Consider the following 18,776-nt stretch of genomic DNA (forward strand, 5'->3'; position numbering starts at 1 on the left):
TCGGTGTGCCGAACCGCACGAGGTGAACGTGCTGGGCGGTGTGACGCGTGGACGCTGCCGGACCGGGCGGCCGGCGCGCGGGCGGGGGTGCCGCCGCGCGCCGGCCGGTGCCAGGTGTCAGCGCTTGTAGCGCGGGAAGGCCGAGCGGCCGGCGTAGACGGCGGCGTCGTCCAGGATCTCCTCGATGCGCAGCAGCTGGTTGTACTTGGCCACGCGCTCGGACCGGGCCGGGGCGCCGGACTTGATCTGGCCGCAGTTGACGGCGACGGCCAGGTCCGCGATGGTCACGTCCTCCGTCTCGCCGGAGCGGTGCGACATCATGCACTTGAAGCCGTTGCGCTGGGCCAGTTCGACGGCGTCCAGCGTCTCGGTGAGCGAGCCGATCTGGTTGACCTTCACCAGCAGCGCGTTGGCCGCACCCTCCTCGATACCGCGGGAGAGCCGCTCGGGGTTGGTGACGAACAGGTCGTCGCCGACGAGCTGGACCTTGTCGCCCAGCTTCTCGGTGATCGTCTTCCAGCCGGCCCAGTCGTCCTCGAACAGCGGGTCCTCGATGGAGACCAGCGGGTAGTCCGCCACCAGCTGCTCGTAGTACTCGGTCATCTGGGCGGCCGAGCGCTTCTCGCCCTCGAAGGCGTAGACGCCCTCCTCGTAGAACTCCGAGGCGGCGACGTCGAGCGCGAGGGCGATGTCCTGGCCGGCCTGGTAACCGGCCTTCTGGATGGCCTCGATGATCAGGTCGAGCGCCTCGCGGTTGGAGCCCAGGTTCGGGGCGAAGCCGCCCTCGTCGCCCAGGCCGGTGGCCAGACCGCGCTTCTTCAGGACGCTCTTGAGGGCGTGGTAGACCTCGGCGCCCCAGCGCAGGGCCTCCGAGAAGGACTCGGCGCCGATCGGAGCGATCATGAACTCCTGGATGTCGACGTTCGAGTCGGCGTGCGAGCCGCCGTTGAGGATGTTCATCATCGGCACCGGCAGCTGGTGCGCGTTCGGGCCGCCGAGGTACCGGAAAAGGGGAAGGTCGGACGCCTCGGAGGCGGCGTGCGCGACGGCGAGCGAGACGCCGAGGATGGCGTTGGCGCCGAGCGAGGACTTGTCGGCCGTGGCGTCCAGGTCGAACATCGCCTGATCGATGAGGCGCTGCTCGGTGGCGTCGTAGCCGACCAGCTCCGGGCCGATCTGCTCGATGACGGCGAGGACGGCCTTCTCGACACCCTTGCCGCCGTAGCGCGCGTCGTCACCGTCGCGCAGTTCGAGGGCCTCGAAGGCTCCGGTGGAGGCACCGGACGGCACGGCGGCACGGCCGGTGCTGCCGTCGTCGAGGCCGACCTCGACCTCGACCGTGGGGTTGCCTCGCGAGTCGAGGATCTCGCGGGCTACGACGACGTCGATGGACGGCACGAGGTTCTCCTTCGTGTGGACGGGCTTTTCGGACCCGAGCCTAACCGTCCGGTGCCGTCGGCCGAGCGCCGGACGCGGGGTCCTCGCGCCGCAGCGGGCCGGACGGGGCGGACACGGCGGCCCGGAGGGGCCGGGCGCGGGGGCCTGCCGGGGCCGGGCGCGGCGGCCCGGAAGGGGTGTGTGCGACGGACCGGAAGGGGTGCTTCCGGGGGTCGGTGGGGCGGGCGTGCGTCGGATCCTCGTTGGGGCCCCGGCTTCTCGTCCGGACCCTGGCCTCTCGTCCGGCCTCCGGCTTCTCGCCCCGGCCCCGGCTTCTCACCGGGCCGCTGGACACGGTTCCGGCCGCGGGGAGTGTTCGGAAGCGGTGCCGGGTCCGCCGGAACAGGGTGCGGGCTTCCGGCCGGGCCGGGGGCGAGGGCTCGGTCCGCCTCGGTCCGCCTCGGCCCTTCTCGGTCGGGGGTGCCGCCGCCCGCGCGCCCGTCCGGAATGCGAAGGCTCTCCCGGTCCGCACACCGGGAGAGCCTTGTCACAGCGGCGGGCGGTGCCGCGCCGCAGATCGTTGCCGAGCCGTGTCAGTAGCGCAGTTCCTGGCCCGGGAGGATGAGGTCGGGGTCGTCGCCGATGACGTCCTTGTTGCGCTCGTAGAGGGACGGCCAGCCGCCGTGGAGGTGCTGCCGCTCGGCGATCTCGGAGAGCGAGTCGCCGGAGCGGACGCGGTGCTTGCCGAGGCCCTCGCGCCCGTCGTCGCGGGAGGGGTGTCCCGCGTCCTCGCGCTCGTCCGGGCTGCCGCGGTGCTTGCCGGAGCCCTCGCCCCGGCCGTGACCGGTACCGCCGTCGCCGTCGCCCCGCCCGTCGTGGGACGAGCCCGTGCCGCTGCCGTACCCCGGTTCGCCGGAGTTGCCGGAACCATCGGATCCGTCGGAGTTGCCGGAGTCGTCCGGCGCGGGGGTGGGGTCGGACGGGTGCGAGCCGTGGTCCTCGTCGGGCGTGGACGGGCCGGACGCGTCGTCGGACGGCGTCCGGGAGGAGTCGTCGGACGGGGAGGTCGGGGACGGATCGGCGATGTTGCCGGTGCCGCCGGACCCGCTGCCCGTGTCGTCAGCGCCGTCGGTGCCGTCGGTGCCGTCGGACGGCGAGGGTGTCGGGTCGTCCTCGGTGGGGCCGGGCAGGGCGCCCGGGTCGACGCCGGGGTCCTCGGCCGAGTCCGTCAGCCCCGCGGAGGCCGCGCAGCGCGGGAACGCCTCGGGGCCCTTCTCCGCCAGGACCTTCTCGCCGACGGCTATCTGCTGGCTGCGGCTGGCGAGGTCCGGACGCTCGGCGTAGGCGGTGCCGCCGTACTGCTCCCACATCTCCAGCGTCAACTGGAGCCCGCCGTAGTACCCGTTGGACTCGTTGGCGCTCCACACCCCGCCGCTCTCGCACTCCGCGACGCGGTCCCAGGTGCCGGCGTCGGCGGCCTGCGCGCCGGTGGCACCGAGCAGCGGGATGGCGATTCCGGCGCCGGTCACCCCCGCGGCGACGAACAGAGCGGGGGCCTGGCGAGGGCGGCGGTGCCGACCGTTCCCGGAACGCATGCTGGACCTCTCGTAGGGGGCAGAAGCTGGCGATCGAAAGTAGCCGCGAACCCCCGGCATCACAAGTCGGTGTCGCCGACATCACGTGCCGGTCACGCACCTGACTCCACGTCAGTCCGGACCGCCCCTGAGCTGCCCTTCGTTGATTCAGCGCCAGGGGGCGTCGCGGTGTTACTCCCGCGCCGGTGCGGGGCCGCCCGGCCGCCATGTCGCCTTTCTCACACGGAAGTTGAGCCCCCGTGCGGGGTGAAGGCCACCGGGAGGGTGCGCAGGCCGCGCATGATGAGGCCGCCGCGCCAGCGCAGCTCGTCCGGGTCGGCGTCCAGCCGCAGGTCGGGCAGCCGGCCGAAGAGCGCGGCGAACGCGGTACGGCCCTCCAGCCGGGCCAAGGGCGCGCCGAGGCAGTAGTGGATGCCGTGCCCGTACCCCAGGTGCTGGTTGTCGGTGCGGGTGAGGTCCAGGACGTCCGGTTCGGGGAACTTCGCCGGGTCGCGGTCGGCCGCCGCCAGGACGACCAGCACCGGGTCGCCCGCCGCTATGCGCTGTCCGCCCAGCGTCAGCGGCTCGGTCGCGAAGCGCCAGGTGGCCAGCTCCACCGGGCCGTCGTAGCGCAGCAGTTCCTCGACGGCCGTCTCCAGGAACGCGTCGGTGCGCCCGTCGGTCCCGGCGGTCCCGGCGTTCCCGGTGACGGCCTGCTGGAGGCGGGCGCGCTGGGCGGGGTGGCGCAGCAGGGCGTAGGTGCCGTTGCCGATGAGGTTGACGGTCGTCTCGAAGCCGGCGAACAGCAGGATGAACGCCATGGCGGCGGCCTCCTCGCCGGTCAGGTGCTCGCCGTGGTCCGAGGCGCGGATGAGGCCGGAGATCAGGTCGTCGCCGGGGGCGCCGTCCGCCAGCCCGGCACGCTTGCTCTCGATCAGCTCCGAGAGATAGCCGCGCATCCGCTTGACCGCCCGGCCCACACCGCCGCGCGGGCTGCCCGGCTGGTGGATCATCATGCCCGCCCAGGACCGGAAGTCCTCCTGGTCCCGGGAGGGGACGCCGAGCATGTCGCAGATCGCGTAGATCGGCAGCGGGAACGCGAACTCGTGGATCAGATCGGCCGTGCCGCGGGCGGCGAACCCGTCGATGAGGCCGTCCGCCAACTCCCGCACCCGCGGGGCGAAGGCGGCCACCCGGCGCGGGGTGAACGCCTTGGAGACCAGCCGGCGCAGCCGGGTGTGGTCCGGCGGGTCGATGTTCAGCAGGTGCGTCATCAGGTTCGCGCTGCGCTCGCCCGGGATACCGACCTTGCCCTTGCCGTGTGCGCCCTGCTCGCGGTGGTGGTGCGGGCTCTTGCTCAGCCGCGCGTCGGCCAGCGCCTGGCGCGCGTCCGGGTACCGGGTGACCAGCCACGCCTCCACACCGCTCGGCAGCGTCGTCCGGTGCACCGGCGCGTGCTCGCGCAGCCACGCGTACGCGGGGTACGGGTCGGCGGCGAAGCGCGGGTCGAAGAGGGCCGGGGGCCGCTGGCGCGCGGCGCCGTGCGCGGGGCAGCCGGCGGCCGCTGGGGGCGTCCGCGCGTTCTCGGGAGCCGGGGCGTTCCCGGGGGTGTCCGCGGGGGCCGGAGTGTCCGCTGAGGTCGCGGCGTCCGCGGGGGCCGGGGCATCCGCAGGGGTCGGGGTGTCCGCGGGGGCCGGGGCATCCGCAGAGGTCGGGGTGTTCGCAGGGGTCGGGTCGTGCACCCTACGACGGTATGCGCTCCAGCCAGCCGGCCGTGATGAGGTACTGGCCCAGCAGATAGCCCGCCATGATCAGCACTTCCTGGCCGGGGAGTTCGCGGCCCCCGGCCTGGAGCCCGATCAGCAGATCGGAGACGGTGAACGCCACCGCGCCCGCCGCCACCTTGCCGCCGACGCCGAGCGCCGCGGCGCCCATCGCCGCCAGCGCGAGGCTGTAGCCGGCCACCGGCAGCCGCAGCCGCCGCTCCAGCGCGGGCGCGAGCACGGCGTTGGCCGCCGCCCAGCCGCCGAGGACGGCCGCCGCACGGCGCGGGCGGGCGCGCAGCCCGGCGACGGCGCCGAGCCGGCCGGCCATCCCCGCGGTGTAGGCGAGCTGCGTGCCGAGGAAGGCGGCCATGCCGGTCAGGAAGGCGGGCTCGCGCCGTCCGCGGTCGTCGCACAGCAGCGCGGTGTCACCGGCCGTGGCGCACGCGAGGCCGATCAGCAGGGCCTTGGGGACGGGCTGCGCCGCCTCGGTGCGGCCCCGGACGACGTGCGCCGCCAGGGCCGGCATGAGCAGCGGCTTCGCGGCGCGGCTCCAGCCGCGGGGCGCCTTCGCCGTCGCGTACAGGTCCACCGCGGCGAGCGCGCCGAAGCCGACGAGCGCGCTCCGCCCGCCGCCCGGCCGTGCCGCCCTCGCCGCCGCCTCGCGCAGTCGCCGCCCCGTGATCGTCATACCGGGAGTGTTACCGAGGGGTAAGGGGCGGTCAAGGGGGCCGCTGCCACGGCCCGCCCCGCCGCCCCTCGCCCACGCGTCGGGCCGCGGGCCCCACATCTGCCGGGCCGTCGGCCTCAGTTCGCGACCGTGGGTTTCACTTCAGACCGTCGGCGACGACGGAGGCGGCCTCGGCCACCAGCTCGTCGTGCGGCTCGGCGTCCTGGGTGTCGCCGTGGCTCATCACCGAGACGACGATCGGCGCGCGGCCGGGCGGGCGGACGACGGCGATGTCGTTCCGGGTGCCGTACTTGACCTGGCCGCTCTTGTCCTCCACCTTCCAGTCCTTCGGCACACCGGCCCGGATCAGCGCGTCGCCGGTGGCGTTCCCGCTCATCCAGTCGTTCAGCTGCTCGCGGTCGTTGGGCGCGAGGGCGGCCTTCTCGCCGTCCTCGACGGCGAAGGCGCGCAGGTCCTCGGCGAACGCGCGCGGCGTGCTGGTGTCCCGGGGGTCGCCGGGGACGGCCGAGCCCAGCTCCTGCTCGTAGCGGTCCATGCTCGTGGTGTGGTCGCCGAGCTGCTTGAGGACCGCGTTGAGCCCCTTCGGGCCGCCGAGCTGGTCGAAGAGCAGGTTGGCCGCGGTGTTGTCGCTGTAGCGCACGACGGCGTCGCACAGCTCGCGCAGGGACATGCCGTCCGCGACGTGCTTCTCGGTCACCGGTGAGTTGGGCAGGATCGCGTCCTGCCCGTAGTGGACCACCTTGTCCATGCCGTCGGCCTCGGCGCCCCCGCCGGACTTCGCGCCCGTCTCGGAGAACTTGCGCAGGATCGCGCCCGCCTGGAGGGCCTTGAAGGTCGAGCCGTAGGCGAAGCGCTCGTCGGCCCGGTGGGTGATCTCCTGGCCGTCGGCGGTGTCGATGGCGTAGACGCCCAGGGTGGCGTCGAACTTCTTCTCCAGCGCCCGGAACTCCTTCTCGTGGGCGTCCGCCGAGCCGTGTGCGCTCGTCCGCACCGCCGAGGCCGGGCTGCTGCCCGCGCTCTCGGAGCCCGACGCCTGACCGCAGGCCACCAGCGGAACGAGGGCGAGCGGCGCGACCGCGCCGAGGAGAAGACGACGGGTGGGACGGATACGCATGTCCGGACCTCCTGTGCCGTGCCGTACGCCGGGGCGCACGGGAAGACGGAACGGCCGGGCACGCGGGCGGCCCGGCCGTGAGCTGCGAGAACACTCTCGTCCCGGTGCGGACATACGGTCGAAGACCCGAGTGCGCCGGTTCATGCGGAAACGGAATACATGCCTGCTGGGAGCGGCTCCGCTTACAGTCGGGGCCATGGACGTGGTCAATGCCTGCCGCGCGTTCGTCAAGGTGAGCGAGCGGGGCAGCTTCACGGTGGGTGCGGCGGCGGCGCAGATGTCGCAGTCGGTCGCGAGCCGGCGGGTGGCGGCGCTGGAGAAGCACTTCGGCGAGCGGCTGTTCGACAGGGCGTCCCGGCGGCCCTCCCTCACCCCCTTCGGCCGGGACATGCTCCCGGCCGCCCGCCGGCTGGTACGCGTCGCCGACGTACTGGAGGACGAGGCCCGGGCGGCCCGCAGCCGGCCCATGCGGCTCGCGGTGCCCGCCAGCTGCACGACCGCCGAACTCGCGCGCCTGGTCGCCGACTCCCGCGAACGCGACATCCGGCTCGACGTGCGGACCGCCGGCCCGGAACAGCGCGCCGAACTCGTCCGCACCCAGGAGGTGCGGGCCGGCCTGCTCGCCGTACCGCCCGACCAGGCGCTCTGGGCCGTCCCCCTCGGGCTCGCCGGGGCGGACGAGCCGCAGACCCGGCGTGTGTTCGTGGAGTCGCTGCGCCTGCGCCGCGGCGAGCCCGGCCCCGCCCGCTGCATCCGGGTCCAGCCGGAGGACGATGTTCCGCACATCCAGGGCCGGCTGGCGCGGCTGCGCGACGCCGTCGGGCTGCGCCCCGCCCAGCTGTCCGTCGCACCGGACCTGACCTCCGCCACGGCCGACGTGCTCTCCTCCGACGACCTCCTGCTGTGCTCCCCCGCGCAGGCCGCCGAACTGGGCCTGTACTGGCGGCCCGTCGGCGAACTCCGGCTCGCCCGCGGCTACGTCCTGGACGCCGCGGTCGAGGCCGACGCCGAACGTCTGCGCGGGCGGCTGGCGCCGTACCTCGCGCGGGCCCTCGGCGCCACGGCCGACCACGGGCCCGATCCCGCGACCGGAGCCGGGCCCGGGGCCGACGCCGGGACCGAGCCCGGCGCCCGTGCCGAGCCCGGCGCCCCGGAAGAGGGGGCGCAGGCGTGCTGAACTCCGAGAGTCTGCTGCGCGAACTGCGCGACGCGCTGCACGAGGGCGGTCTGACCGGCTCGTTCCTCGTCCGCGACCTGTACACCGGCGAGGAACTCGGCATCGACCCGGACACCGAACTGCCCACCGCCTCCCTGGTCAAGCTGCCCCTCGCCCTCGCCACGCTGGAACGCATCCGGCTCGGGGAGGTCGACGGCGCCCAGCAGATCGAGGTCGCGCCCGGCCGGATCACCACCCCCGGCCCGACGGGCCTCAGCCGCTTCCGGCACCCGGCCCGCGTCGCCGTCGACGACCTGCTGTACCTGAGCACCTCGGTGAGCGACGGCACCGCCTCCGACGCGCTCTTCGAGATCACACCGCCCGCCCAGGTCGAACAGATGGTCAGGGAGTGGGGGTTCCGTGATCTGACCGTCCGCCACTCCATGCGGGAACTGTCCGAGACACCCGCCGAACGGTTCGAGAGCGCCGACGCCCACCTCGCACACGCCCTCGCGATCAGCGCCGGCACCAGCGGACGCGGCCACCGCGTCCCCCAACTGGACGTCGCGCGCGCCAACACCGGCACCGCGCGCGCCTTCGTCGACCTGCTCGAAGCGCTGTGGGCGCCCGTCCTCACCGGACCCCGGCCCGGCAGAACGAGCCGCGCCCTCCCGCCGGAACCCGCCGCGCGGCTCCGCGAACTGATGGCCGCCAACCTGCTGCGCCACCGTCTCGCCCCGGACTTCGCCTCCGACGCCGCGACCTGGTCGTCGAAGACCGGCACCCTGCTCAACCTGCGGCACGAGGTGGGCGTCGTCGAGCACGCGGACGGTCAGGTGTTCGCCGTCGCCGTGCTCACCGAGTCCCAGGTGCCGGCCGACAGCCAGCCCGGCGCCGAGGCCCTCATGGCCCAGGTGGCCCGCCGCCTCCGCGACCGCCTCCGGGAGTGGTGACCCGCCAGCCCTGCCGAAGGGGGCCGGTCCTCGGCCCCGGCGTACCGTCCGCCTCAGCCCTCCGCCGCGCGGATCGCGTCCCGGTAGACGTGGGCAGCGGCGCGCAGCGCGGACTCCGGATCGACGCCGTCCGCCTCCGCGCCGACCGCCATCTCCAGCAGCCGGTAGCCGACACCCGTCCCGCACTCCTCCGGCCGCACCGCGATCCCCGCCGCGCGGGCGCGCGAGGCCAGCTTCGCGGCGAGGGCGAGAGCCGGCTGCCCGAGCGGAACCCCCTCCGTGACGGAGGTGCGCTCGTGCTTCTCCTCCGCCTTGCGGCGGCGCCAGTGCGCCTCGACATCGGCGGCGGTCTCGGCCACGTCGTCACCGAAGACGTGCGGGTGCCGGTGCACCAGCTTCGTGACGAGCGTGCCGGCCACATCGTCGATCGCGAACGGCTCGTCCGCGTCGTCCTGGGCGATACGGGCGTGGAAGACGACCTGGAGCAGGACGTCGCCCAACTCCTCGCGCAGCTCCCCGCGGTCACCCGCCTCGATGGCGTCGACCAGCTCGTACATCTCCTCCACGCCGTACTTGACCAGATCGTGGTGGGTGCGCCGGGCGCTCCACGGGCACGCGAGGCGGATACGGTCCATGACCTCGACGACATCCAGCAGGCGTGCCCCGGGCAGATCGTAGGAACCCGGCAGCAGTTCGAGGTCCGGCATGTCCGCCCGCCCGGAGCCGGCGAGCCGGGCCAGCGCGTCGGTCAGCCCCGGCTCCCCCTCGGCGGTCGCCACCACGACGACGGTGCGCCCCCCGTCACGCGCACACTCGGCGACCAGCGCATGCGCGTCCGGCAGCCCCCCGTCGGGCACCTCGACCCGCACCCCGGCCTCCCGCAGATACGGCAACTGCGGATGCGCGGCGTCCGCACACAGCACCCGGTCCGCCGCGCGCAGCACCTCCCACGCCGGCCAGGACAGCAGCCCGGGCGCGACCCGGTGCGTGGTGGTGAGCAGGACGAGACGGCCGACGGCGGCGTGCGCGGAGCTGGGCGGCGGGGTGGTGTTCACGCTACGAACGTAACGCGGCGGGGACGGTGCCGGACCGGGGCGGCCGACCTGAGCGGTCACGCGATCTGAGACTCTCTCCCCATGAGCACACCGCCCGACGGACTTCCTGTCTACCGCGTCCTGACCGGCCCCGACGACGCCTCGTTCTGCCGCCGGGTGAGCGAAGCGCTGAGCCTCGGCTACACACTGCACGAAGGGCCCGCCGTCACCTTCGACGGGGAGAACGTCATCGTCGCGCAGGCGGTGGTCTGGCCCACGGGCGAGCGGCCGTAGCGGGAACGTCGACGACGACCCGCACCGGGCGGCCCCGACGCGGTCGACCCCGGCACGGTGCGGGCGGGGCGCGCCGGGGCGGGAGGCGGGCACGTGCCCGCCCCGCTCCGCGGTCGTCAGCCCACCGCGTCGTACACGGCCCGGACGTACGCGGCGCTGCGGGCGGAGCCGAGGATGCCCGCGGACATCCGGTTCATCACGTAGGAGATCGTCATACGGCGGTCCAGATCCATGATGATCATGGAGCCGCCCCAGCCTCCCCAGAACGCGATCCGCCCGTCGGGTATCCAGGGCACGGCCTGCGACCGGGGAAGGGCGTAGCCGACACCCCAGCGCAGGGGGAGGCCGTTCACCAGGTCGGTGCCGTCGGCCTGGACGCTGAAGACGGTGTCGACGGTCCTCGGGCCGAGCAGCCGGGAGCCGTCGGTCTCACCGCCGCGGGCCAGGACGGAGAGGATACGGGCGACGGAGCGGGCATTGCCGTGGCCGTTGGCAGCGCCGATGTCCGCGGCCCGCCACCGCGGGGTGTTGGCGACGGCCGCGTCCACGGCCGGACCGTTCATCGCCTTGGCGGCGGGGCTGCCCGGCGGCAGATCCAGGGCGAGCGGAGGCGGCGGCACCACCTCGGCGATGCGGTGCCGGTCGCGCTCGTCCGCCCCGATACGGAAGTCGGCCGCGAGCGGTCCCGCGATCTCCTCGGCGACGAACTCCTTGAGGGAGCGGCCGGTCGTGCGGCGGACCAGCTCGCCGATCAGATGCCCGTAGCTGAAGATGTGGTAGCCGGACGCCGTGCCCGGACGCCACCACGGCGCCTGCCGGGCCAGCCGGGCGGTGGCCTCCTCCGTGTCGTACAGGTCGGTGACCGTGGCCGGCCCGTCGAGGCCGGCGACCCCGGAGGTGTGCGCGAGCAGGTGCCGGACCTGAACGTCCTGCTTGCCGTTGGCCGCGAACTCGGGCCAGTACCGGGCCACGGGAGCATGGACGTCGAGGTCGCCGCTGTCGACGAGCACCAGCGCGGCGAGGCTGGTGACGGTCTTGGTGACGGACCACACGTTGGTGACGGTGTGCTCGTCCCACGCGAGGGTGCGGGCCCGGTCGCGGTGGCCGCCCCACAGATCGACGACGCGCTCGCCGTCGATGTCGACGACCAGCGAGGCCCCCAGCTCCTCGCCGGAATCCAAGTTCTCCTGCAACGCGGCCCGTACGGCGTCGAAACGAGGCCGGGCGGTGCCGTGGACGGCGGTCATGAACGGTGTGCCTCTCTCCTGGCGTGCCAGGCGTTGTGCTCATCTCCCGGTGTCCCGGGCGTGCTTGCTCACGGGGAGGGCCGGCGGGAGGCCCGCACGGCGACGGGCCGGGCCTCCCGCCGCGGGGCGTCATGCCGCCGCGAGGTGCTCCTCGGCGAAGGCGACGGCGTCGGCGACCGCCTTGTCCGCCGCGGGGTGGTGGCCGACGACCAGATGCCACACGTGCCCCATCCCCGGTGCCACATCCAGGCGGACCGGTACGCCGTCGTCGGCCAGCTTGGCGGCGAGCCTGATCGCGTCGCTGAGCATCACCTCGTGCCCGCCGATCTGGATCAGGACCGGCGGCAGACCGCGCGTGTCCGCGAAGACCGGCGAGGCCAGCGGGCTGCTCTGCGGGGCGTTGCCGAGGACGACATCCGCGGCCTGGCGCAGCCCCGCGCGGCTGACGGAGGGGTCGACACCGTCGAGCGAGACCATCGTGGCCCCGGTGTGTTCGAGATTGGCCCAGGGCGAGACGGCTATCGACGCGGCCGGCAGCGCGAGCCCCAGATCACGCGCCGCGACCAGGACGCTGACCGCCATCGCACCACCGGCGGAGTCACCGGCGAACACGACGTCCCGCGGCGCGACCCCCTGCTCCAGCAGCCAGCGGTAGGCCGTCACGGAGTCGTCGACGGCGGCGGGATAGACCGCTTCGGGCGCGAGCCGGTAGTCCGGCACGACGACGCGGGCACGCAGCCGCAGGGCGAGAGTCCCGACCAGGCCGCGGTAGCCCTGCGGATCCCCCGTGACGTAGCCGCCGCCGTGCAGATAGACCACGTGCCGGCCGGGAACGGCGTCCTCGGGGACGGCGATCTCCGTGGGCACCCCGTCCGCGTCCACGGTCTCGAAGGTCACGCCCTCCGGCGGCGGGAACGACTCCTGGAAGAACTTCCGGTAGCCGAGCCGGACGGTTTCCAGGCTGTCGGGCCCCTTCCCGGCGGCCGCGTCGAAGATCTGGCCGCTGCGCGTGGCCCACTCCGCGTAGAAGGCGGGAACGTCGAACGAAGACATGGGAGAACTCCTCGTCAAAGGTGTGAGCGGCTGTGTTCCAACCGCTCTGCGAGTCTCCGACCCTCACATCGATGTGAAGGTCAAACCGGCGGCTGCGAGGTCCCCGTCACCGCTGTCATAGGCTCGGCCCCATGAGGATCGGAGAGCTGGCAGAGCGCACCGGAGCCTCCCGTCGGCTGCTGCGGTACTACGAGGAACAGAAGCTCATCTCGCCGGGCCGCTCCGACAACGGCTACCGCGAGTACGCGGAGTTCCACGTGGGCCGCGTCATGCAGATCAAGGGACTGCTCGACGCCGGACTGCCCACCCGGATCATCCGCCAGATCCTGCCCTGCCTGGACCAGCCCAGGAGCATCTACTTCGACGACCTGACCCCGGAAATGGTCGCCATCCTGGAGCGCGAACACGACCATCTGACCCAGCGGATCGACTGTCTGACCCGCAACCGGGACTCGATCGCCGAGTACCTGGAGACGGTCCGCCGCATGAAGACACAGGGCGCACCGATCGACCGCGCCGCCTGAAACACCGCGCGCCGCCCGGGCCGTGAGGGGAGCGGGGGCCCGTGCTGCCCACGCCGGCGCGGAGCACGTGTGCTGCCTATGCGGGTTGGGCTACGGAGGGTTTGGCTGCGGAGGGTTTGGCTGCGGAGGGTTTGGCTGCGTCGGTCTGCTTGCGCCCGGATTTGGCTACACCGGTTTGGCTACGTCGGTTTGGCTACACCGGTTTGGCTACGTCGGTTTGGCTACACCGGTTTGGCTACGTCGGTTTGGCTGGGCAGCTACGCATATGCCGTTGTGCGTAGGTCGGTTTGCTTACGCCGGGTTGCCTACGCCGGGTTGCCTATGCGGGGTTGCCTACGCGGCTCTGCCTGTGCCGCTGCGTAGGCGCCGCTATGCCCATGCCGTTCTGCGTGCGCCGGTTGTTTCGGTTCCGCCGCAGGAGAGGGACCGGCGGGGTGAGTTCACTTGTTCCGGTGGTTTCGTCGTGGCCTGCCGCAGAAGGGACACAGCTGCGGCACGGCGACGACAACAGCGCGGCGAGGTAGGGTTTTTGCAGGTCAGGGGGTGGCGGGCTGGGTGGGCGCGGTTCCTTGTTGGGTGGGTCCCACGAGGTCACCTCACGCCCGAAAACCCACCCCAACCCCCCACCCACCCCCTCAACCCCCTCAGCCCCTCAAACCCCCTGCTGCTGCCGGTCCGCCGCGGCGCCCGTCAGGTCGCGCAGCCACGGCGTCTTCGCGCCCGCGAGCGTGGACCTGCCCGTGTCCCACTTGCCGTAGCGCGGATTCACATCGATCTTCATCGCCTTCGATGCCTTGGCCAGCTCCGCGTTCAGCCGCTGGTTGCCCTCCGGGGAGCGCGGGTCGATGTCCGCGGCCTTGGCGATCTTCTCGACGCGCAGTTGCATCCGGATCCGGTCGTCGATCTCGTCGGGTGCGACGGCCTGCTGCCGCAGCAGCGTGTTCTCCAACTGTTTGTGGCCACCTGCCTGTTGTTCGAGCTGGGAGCGCAGCTGCTGGACCTCGCGCCGTGACACCTTGACGTCGGAGTCCCGCGCGGCCTTCTCCACGATGCGCTCCCGGATCATCCCGTCGAGCGTGGCGCGGGTCAGCTGCCCCGTCTGCTTGATCATCTGCTCGCCCTGGGGCGCTCCGCGCTGGGCGTCCCGGACGGCACCGACCCGCGACTGGAGCTGCCCCATCGTGATCCGGTTGCCCTCCACGAGAGCCGCGGCCCCCGGGTGCGCGTCATTGCCGCACGCGCTGAGCAGTGGGGCGGCGACGAGAAGTGCTGCGCTGGCGGAGAGGGTGAGCACGGACCTACGGCGACGGCTTTCCATGGGGCCTCCCGGCGGCGGGCGAGGAGGTCGTGCGTCCTCGCACGACCCGGCGATGATCGATGGTAGGGAGTGGAAGCGGTCCGGACCACCGCTTCGACACCAAATCGCCCAACGATTCGCACCCGGCCCGGTAGCACCCTGCGCCCCGTACGTGCCACAAGAGGCCCGTTCGAGCCACCAGAGCGCACGCTCTCCCCAAGTACAGCGAGCGCTCTCCCCAAGTACCCAGCCCGGCCGCCGAGTTCCGCAGCAGCCCCGGCACGCGGGCACCGGACCGACACCGCATCCGATACGCACTGCTGAAGCCCCGCACCACTACCGCCCCGCACCACCGTTCACGAGACGTGGCTCTCGGGCACCGGGCGGACACCCCCTCCCGACGGCCCCCCGCAGGGCGGTTCTCGCGGCGGCCGACAGGGCCCCGCGACACGGCGCCCGACGGTCAGCGGTCCGCGATCAGCGATCAGCGATCAGCGATCAGCGATCAGCGATACGACGGTCCGCGATCAGCGATACGACAGTCCGCAGTCCACGGTCCGCAGTCCACGGTCCGCAGTCCGCAGTCCACGGTCCGCGGTCACGGCCCCCGGTCGACGGGTGGAGCCGTCGGCGCGGCGGTGTCGTCGACGAGGTCGCGCAGTTGGGCGCGGGCGGTGATGCCGAGCTTGGGGAAGCTGCGGTAGAGGTGTGAGCCGACCGTGCGCGGGGAGAGGAAGAGCTTTTCGCCGATCTCGCGGTTGGTCAGTCCCCGGGCGGCGAGCCGGACGATCTGCTGCTGTTGCGGGGAGAGTTCGGCCAGCGCGTCCGGGGCCGTGCCGGTGACGTCGAGGCCGGCGGCGCGTGCCTCGGTCCGGGCCCGCTCGATCCACGGGCGGGCGCCCAGGCGGCGGAAGGTCTCCAGTGCCTCGGTGAGCGGGGCCCGCGCCTCGGCGACCCGTCGGCGGCGGCGCAGCCATTCGGCGAGGTCGAGCAGGGTCAGGGCGCGTTCGAAGGGCCAGTGCTCCAGCACCGGGTCGGCCAGGGCTGCCCGGAAGTGCGGTTCGGCGTCCCCGGGACCGGCCAGCAGGCCGCGGGCCCGGTCGAGCAGTGCGCGCAGGCGGGGCGAGGCGTGGCCGGCGAGCGTGTGTGCGCTGCGTTCGACGATCGCGGCGGCTTCCTCGCGCTCCCCGTGTGCGCCGCACCGCACGGCGGAGGCGGCCAGCTCGGCGAGGGCCGGGAAGGAGGCGTGGTAGTGCACGGGGTCGCCGTCTGCCGTGAAAACCCTGCGGAGTTGGCCGTAGGCGGCCGCGTGCGCGCCGTCCGTTGCCGCAGCGGCGGCGTGTGCGCGGCGGGCGTAGACCGCGACGGAGCGGCTCTCCAGGGGATCGACCAGGGCGAGCGCCTCGTCGGCCCGGGCGCGGGCCGCCGTCGCGTCTCCCTGGTGGGCCAGCACGGTGGCCTCGACGGTGGCCGCACAGGCCACGGCGTGGTCGAGCCCGGCCGCCCGGCCGACGGCCGCGAGGCGGGCACAGGCCTCTCGAGCCTCGTCCCACCGTCCGCGTTCCACCTGGGCCCAGGCGACGGCTCCGCCCAGCCCCTCCGGCAGGGCGCCCCGCGCCTGCCCGCTGCCGACGGCCGCGTCGAAGGCGCGGACGGCGTGCGGGGTCTCGTCCAGCAGCCAGGCCATGATCCCGACGGTGACGAGCTGTTCGGGCCGGGCCTTGGCCTCGGCGGTCAGCTGCGGCAGCCGGGCGAGGAACGCGCTCCGGTCGCCGAAGGGGTCGGCCACCGCCCGTACCCAGGTACGCAGTGCGGCGGACGAGGCAGCGGACGGAGCGTCCTCGGGCAGGCGCCGCAGAATGTCGTGGATACGCCGGAGTTGGGCGTGCTCGCCGGAGTAGAAGCGGACCACGGCGGCCCCGGCCAGGAGGTCCAGCGCCACGTCGGGCCGGGCGGCGGCCCATTCCTCGGCGGAGTCGGCCAGCCGGGAGAACACCGTGGTGTGGCGTGCGGTCAGCGTCGCCAGCCGTCCTGCCTGCACGGTGGCGGCGGCCAGGAGCGACGGGTCGTCGGTGCGGGCGCGGGCCGCGGCGGTCAGCTCCTCGACGCGGGCGAGGTCACCGGTGGGCACGGCCGCCGTGGCGGCCTCGACCAGCAGCCGGGCGCTGTCCGCGCGCCGGGGCGCGAGTTCCGCGGCGCGCTGGAGGGCGTCGGCCGCCGCCGCGTGGCCGCCGCGCGCCCGGGCCCGGTCGGCGGTCCGCTCCAGCTCCGCCGACACGGCCGCGTCCGGCCCCGGGCAGGCGGCGGCCAAGTGCCAGGCACGCCGGTCCGGTGCGTCCCGCAGCAGCCCGGCGAGCGTGCGGTGGGCCGCGCGCCGGGCGTCCGCCGAGGCGGCCTGGTACACGGCGGATCCGGCCAGCGGGTGGCGGAACCGCACCTGCCGGCCGGTCCGCCGGACCAGCCCGGCCCGCTCGGCCGGCGTCCACGGGTCGTCCTCGGTGTGCTGCCACGGTCCGGCCGGGGCGGCGAGCGCGGAGTCGGCGCTGTCCATGGCGGCCAGGAGCAGCAGGTGCCGGGCCGTGTCGGCGGGGAGGCCGTCGAGGCGCGCGGCGAAGACCCGTTCCAGGCGTTCGCCGAGGGGAAGCGGGCCGGCGGGCGGCGGCCCTGCGGGCGTGTCCCGGGCGGCGGCAGCGGCCGTCCTCGCCAGCTCCGTCAACGCCAGGGGGTTGCCGCCCGCCTGGTCGAGGACGCGTGCCCGGATACGGCCGTCGACGGCCGCCGGCTGGAGGTCCAGCAGCCGGTTCGCCGCGGCGTCGTCGAGCGGTCCGAGGACGAGCGTGGGCACGTGCCGGTCGAAGCCCGCCGGGTGCGCGCCGTCCCGGGCCGCGATCAGCATGGTGACGGGTTCGCCCGCCAGCCGCCCGGCGGCGAAGGACAGCGCGGCGAGGGAAGCACGGTCGAACCACTGCACGTCGTCCAGCACCACGAGCACGGGCCTCCGGTCGCCCTGGTGTGCCAGCAGGCTCAGCACGGCGACCCCGAGCAGCATCGGATCGGGCGCGCCGGCCCGCGGGGGTGCGGCCGGTCCCGCGCCGAAGGCGTCGCGGAGCGCGTCGCGCTGTCCCTCCGGCAGGGCGTCGGCGCCCGCCTCCGCCAGGAGCGGCCGCAGCAGTTGGTGCAGCGCGGAGAACGCCAGCTTCGCCTCCGTCTCGCTGCCCTCGGCGCGCAGGACGCGCACCCCGCTCGCCTCGGCCCGGCGCGCCGCACGGTCCAGCAGCGCGCTCTTCCCGGTGCCCATGCCGCCGACGAGCATCACCACCGGGTCCGCCGACGGCGGCACCGCCGCGCGGGCGAGACGTTCCCACTCCGCGTCCCGGCCGACGAGCGGCTCGCCCGGCTCCGCCCGCGGTCCCGTGGCCGCACCGGCGTGGCCGCTGTGCTCGTCCACGGGAACTCCACGCGTCCTGGCCCGCGCAGGCGGGCCGCCCTGCCCTGCCCGGCCAGGCTACAAGCGCCGCCCCCGCGGACGAGTCGCGCGCAGGTGCAGTCATCTGACGGATACCGGGCCGCCGGTGCCGCTCGTACGGTTCAGGAAATTCCTTTCCCCCACCCCGATTTTTCGAGGAACCGATGAACCACCTCATGCTCGGCGATGTCTCCGTCACCCGGATATGGGAATACTTCGGCCCCGTCGACATGCGTCCCGAGGAATTCTTCCCGGAGAGTACGGAGGGCGCCTGGAAAGACAACTCCTCCTGGCTTTCCCCGCATTTCGTGGACCCCGGGTCCGGCATCGTGCAGTCGGCGATCCAGACCTGGCTGCTGCGCAGCGAGGGGAAGACCATCCTCGTCGACACCGGCGTCGGCAACCACAAGGAGCGCCCGTACGCGCCGGTCTGGAGCCATCTCAGGACGGATTTCCTGGCGAATCTCGCACGGGCCGGGGTCGCGCCCGAGGACGTCGACATCGTGGTCAACACCCATCTCCACATCGACCACGTCGGCTGGAACACCCGCCTGGACGGCCGGGAATGGCTGCCCACATTCCCCAACGCCACCTATCTGATGCCGAAGGCCGACTTCGATTTCTGGAACCCGGAGAACGGCCACGCGCCGCGCCTCGGCCGGGGAAACCAGAATGTTTTCGAGGACAGCGTGGCCCCGGTGCACCGGGCCGGCCGCACCCTGCTGTGGGAGGACAGCCACCGCATCGATGCGCATCTGCGGCTGGACGCCGCCCCCGGGCACACCCCGGGCTCCAGCGTCCTCACCCTCGCCTCCGGGACGGACCGTGCCGTGTTCGTCGGCGATCTGCTGCACAGCCCGGTGCAGATCCTCGAACCGGACGCCAACAGCTGCTTCTGCGAGGACCCCGCGGGCGCCCGCGCCACCCGCCGCAAGCTGCTCGGCTGGGCGGCCGACCACAACGCCCTCGTGGTTCCCGCGCATCTGGGCGGCCACGGCGCCGCCGAAGTGACGCGCAACGGCAGCGGGTTCGCCATCAAGCGCTGGGCCCCCTTCGCCCCGTACACCGAGCCCGCCGAACCCACCGAACCCGCCGGGCCCACCGAACCCATCGGGCCCACCGAGAACCCCCGACGCGCCGAGCACACCCGGCACTCCGAACACGCCGACAGCACCCGACCCACCCGGCACGCCCGGCAGTCCGAGCGCGGCTGACCCCGCGGAGAGGCACCAC

Annotated in this window: 15 protein-coding genes; 5 read left to right on the plus strand and 10 right to left on the minus strand. The window is 73.9% G+C overall.

What is annotated here, in order from left to right:
* Window positions 1–117 precede the first annotated feature (117 nt).
* The 5 genes from eno to SCA03_RS09335 form a co-directional block, all read right to left on the minus strand.
* Window positions 118–1,398: a phosphopyruvate hydratase gene (eno, locus tag SCA03_RS09310; RefSeq protein ID WP_030877527.1), complete on the minus strand. Its 1,281-nt coding sequence runs from the start codon at window positions 1,396–1,398 to the stop codon at window positions 118–120.
* A gap of 572 nt (window positions 1,399–1,970) precedes the next feature.
* Window positions 1,971–2,972 carry a LysM peptidoglycan-binding domain-containing protein gene (locus tag SCA03_RS09315; RefSeq protein WP_141275296.1) on the minus strand — a complete coding sequence of 334 codons (1,002 nt, stop codon included), beginning with the start codon at window positions 2,970–2,972 and terminating at the stop codon, window positions 1,971–1,973.
* 218 nt (window positions 2,973–3,190) lie between these two features.
* Window positions 3,191–4,417 (minus strand): cytochrome P450 family protein, encoded by a 1,227-nt coding sequence (locus tag SCA03_RS09320; protein WP_107061389.1) that lies wholly within the window; start codon window positions 4,415–4,417, stop codon window positions 3,191–3,193.
* A 277-nt stretch (window positions 4,418–4,694) separates the two neighbouring features.
* Window positions 4,695–5,405 (minus strand): lysoplasmalogenase family protein, encoded by a 711-nt coding sequence (locus SCA03_RS09330; protein WP_051855949.1) that lies wholly within the window; start codon window positions 5,403–5,405, stop codon window positions 4,695–4,697.
* Between the two features lie 136 nt (window positions 5,406–5,541).
* Window positions 5,542–6,519, minus strand: coding sequence for a BlaL family class A beta-lactamase (locus SCA03_RS09335; protein ID WP_086818079.1), 978 nt, complete (start codon window positions 6,517–6,519; stop codon window positions 5,542–5,544).
* Window positions 6,520–6,715: 196 nt separating this feature from the next.
* On the opposite strand from SCA03_RS09335, the gene SCA03_RS09340 reads away from it, so the two are divergent.
* The gene (locus SCA03_RS09340; protein WP_086818080.1) at window positions 6,716–7,696 is read left to right on the plus strand and encodes a LysR family transcriptional regulator; all 981 of its coding nucleotides are present in this window, start codon (window positions 6,716–6,718) and stop codon (window positions 7,694–7,696) included.
* Window positions 7,693–8,628 carry a serine hydrolase gene (locus tag SCA03_RS09345; RefSeq protein WP_030877511.1) on the plus strand — a complete coding sequence of 312 codons (936 nt, stop codon included), beginning with the start codon at window positions 7,693–7,695 and terminating at the stop codon, window positions 8,626–8,628. Before SCA03_RS09340 ends, SCA03_RS09345 begins: the two co-directional genes overlap by 4 nt.
* A 53-nt stretch (window positions 8,629–8,681) precedes the next feature.
* Here SCA03_RS09345 and SCA03_RS09350 read toward each other — a convergent pair whose 3' ends face one another.
* Complete coding sequence (locus SCA03_RS09350) at window positions 8,682–9,683, minus strand: nucleoside triphosphate pyrophosphohydrolase (protein ID WP_030877507.1); 1,002 nt, start codon at window positions 9,681–9,683, stop codon at window positions 8,682–8,684.
* 81 nt (window positions 9,684–9,764) lie between these two features.
* Here SCA03_RS09350 and SCA03_RS09355 point away from each other — a divergent pair, with 81 nt between their 5' ends.
* On the plus strand, window positions 9,765–9,956 hold the full coding sequence (locus SCA03_RS09355; RefSeq protein WP_030877504.1) for a DUF1737 domain-containing protein: 192 nt from the start codon (window positions 9,765–9,767) through the stop codon (window positions 9,954–9,956).
* A 116-nt stretch (window positions 9,957–10,072) separates the two neighbouring features.
* On the opposite strand, the gene SCA03_RS09360 is transcribed toward SCA03_RS09355, so the two are convergent.
* Both SCA03_RS09360 and SCA03_RS09365 read right to left on the minus strand, forming a co-directional pair.
* The gene (locus SCA03_RS09360; RefSeq protein ID WP_141275297.1) at window positions 10,073–11,203 is read right to left on the minus strand and encodes a serine hydrolase domain-containing protein; all 1,131 of its coding nucleotides are present in this window, start codon (window positions 11,201–11,203) and stop codon (window positions 10,073–10,075) included.
* A gap of 129 nt (window positions 11,204–11,332) precedes the next feature.
* Window positions 11,333–12,256 (minus strand): alpha/beta hydrolase, encoded by a 924-nt coding sequence (locus SCA03_RS09365; protein WP_086815779.1) that lies wholly within the window; start codon window positions 12,254–12,256, stop codon window positions 11,333–11,335.
* Window positions 12,257–12,387: 131 nt separating this feature from the next.
* Here SCA03_RS09365 and SCA03_RS09370 point away from each other — a divergent pair, with 131 nt between their 5' ends.
* Window positions 12,388–12,780: a MerR family transcriptional regulator gene (locus SCA03_RS09370; protein ID WP_086815781.1), complete on the plus strand. Its 393-nt coding sequence runs from the start codon at window positions 12,388–12,390 to the stop codon at window positions 12,778–12,780.
* A 652-nt stretch (window positions 12,781–13,432) separates the two neighbouring features.
* Here the strand turns inward: SCA03_RS09370 and SCA03_RS09375 are convergent.
* Both SCA03_RS09375 and SCA03_RS09385 read right to left on the minus strand, forming a co-directional pair.
* A complete protein-coding gene (locus SCA03_RS09375) occupies window positions 13,433–14,098 on the minus strand; it encodes a SurA N-terminal domain-containing protein (protein ID WP_086817906.1) in 666 nt (221 codons plus the stop codon).
* Between the two features lie 577 nt (window positions 14,099–14,675).
* Window positions 14,676–17,525, minus strand: coding sequence for a helix-turn-helix transcriptional regulator (locus SCA03_RS09385; RefSeq protein ID WP_086817907.1), 2,850 nt, complete (start codon window positions 17,523–17,525; stop codon window positions 14,676–14,678).
* Between the two features lie 182 nt (window positions 17,526–17,707).
* Here SCA03_RS09385 and SCA03_RS09390 point away from each other — a divergent pair, with 182 nt between their 5' ends.
* Window positions 17,708–18,757, plus strand: coding sequence for an MBL fold metallo-hydrolase (locus SCA03_RS09390; RefSeq protein WP_141275299.1), 1,050 nt, complete (start codon window positions 17,708–17,710; stop codon window positions 18,755–18,757).
* Window positions 18,758–18,776: the final 19 nt, after the last annotated feature.

The organism is Streptomyces cacaoi (genome assembly GCF_006539165.1).
GTDB lineage: Bacteria > Actinomycetota > Actinomycetes > Streptomycetales > Streptomycetaceae > Streptomyces > Streptomyces cacaoi.